2 protein-coding genes and 1 pseudogene are annotated in these 1,137 nt (G+C 37.4%); 1 reads left to right on the forward strand and 2 read right to left on the reverse strand.

Going from position 1 to position 1,137, the window contains the following annotated elements; translation table 11 throughout:
- On the forward strand, positions 1 to 155 hold a 155-nt coding region (locus RM368_RS38600), incomplete at its 5' end, for a TetR family transcriptional regulator C-terminal domain-containing protein (RefSeq protein ID WP_322698953.1).
- Between the two features lie 39 nt (positions 156 to 194).
- Here RM368_RS38600 and RM368_RS38605 read toward each other — a convergent pair.
- Both RM368_RS38605 and RM368_RS38610 read right to left on the reverse strand, forming a co-directional pair.
- Entirely contained in the window at positions 195 to 860 is a 666-nt protein-coding gene (locus tag RM368_RS38605; protein ID WP_322698952.1) for a hypothetical protein, read from the reverse strand.
- Positions 861 to 877: 17 nt separating this feature from the next.
- Positions 878 to 1,137 (reverse strand): annotated as a pseudogene (locus RM368_RS38610) (hypothetical protein); the annotation flags it as partial.

Raw genomic sequence — 1,137 nt, forward strand, 5'->3', positions numbered from 1 at the left:
GAGCCGATCTTAATTTAACCCTCGAAGCCAATGCACTCATTGCCCTAGTGGATGGCATTGGCACTGGTGTTGTCATTTGTCCTGAACAGTTCTCCGCAGATCAACAACAATATCTCGTGCGGCGGCATATCAACGCTTTATTGACACCATCTTAAACACCAACGCTCCGGTGATTGTTGCCAGGGCTAGAAGATTCATTGGAGCTTCTGATAGTCTTGAAAAAAACGATTCAAATCATTTAAAAGTTGACAAAACAAACTTTTGTTTTTATAAGTGCCAGTAGCGTTCTCCCAAGAATTGCAGATCCTTGGGTTAGTAAAAGGCAAAATCAAAACAAATAGAGCCGAAATTAAGGGCACAACTAATATAAGATTTCGGGCATCAGTGATTAAATTACCAACTTCACTCAGAATAGGTAATTCGTATTGATGACAATGTGTAATTAGGGTATATTTAGTTTTCTGAAGTTGAGTTTTTCGCTCCTTTTCTAAATTGAGATTGGGCTGGATATCTATGTCAATAACGTTCTTTCTGACTACTTCAATTGCCGTCACTAAATCATCTATAGGTTGCCCATTTTTGGCACGAGTGACAAGTATTGCTTCCAGAATTATTAATCTTGACTTGGAAGTTAACAGTATAGGCATCTGTTGATTAGCTTCATTAATGAAATCTTGTTGTTCTTTGAGGAACTTACTAGTCTGCATATTATGTAGCCACTGTTGTTGAACTAGTAGTTCGCGTTCTGATAGTCTAAAGCTTTGAGAGAGACTGTTAATAAAGTTAACAACACTTGTCGTTAATTTTTCTAAAGAGCTTGAGGCTTTTGAGGGGGAGTTGCTTTGATTATTGTCTCGCATAAGTTATTCAATAAATTTTAATTTTGATTACTATCGCAGCCGTCGAATTTGTATTTAATTGGTGAATTTTGGAGTAATTTTTCAATTCCCAAACGGATTAGTTCTGGTGGAACTCCGTCTAATTTCAACTCGGTTTGGATAAACTCATCAATTGAATTGGCTTTCGTATTCTCCAAAAGCGCCAACATCTGTTGAGCTTGGGTTGTTGATGTGCAAGACTCCTTAGTTTCAGCTTGAGAGGTTTGCTTATTACTTGGTGCAGAGTCAATAAAGTTTT

The organism is Nostoc sp. DedSLP03 (assembly GCF_034530815.1).
Lineage (GTDB): Bacteria > Cyanobacteriota > Cyanobacteriia > Cyanobacteriales > Nostocaceae > Nostoc.

Coding starts and splice junctions, on each gene's coding strand:
- RM368_RS38605 (WP_322698952.1), bottom strand. CDS start 860: ATGCGAGACAATAATCAAAGCAACTCCCCCTCAAAAGCCTCAAGCTCT.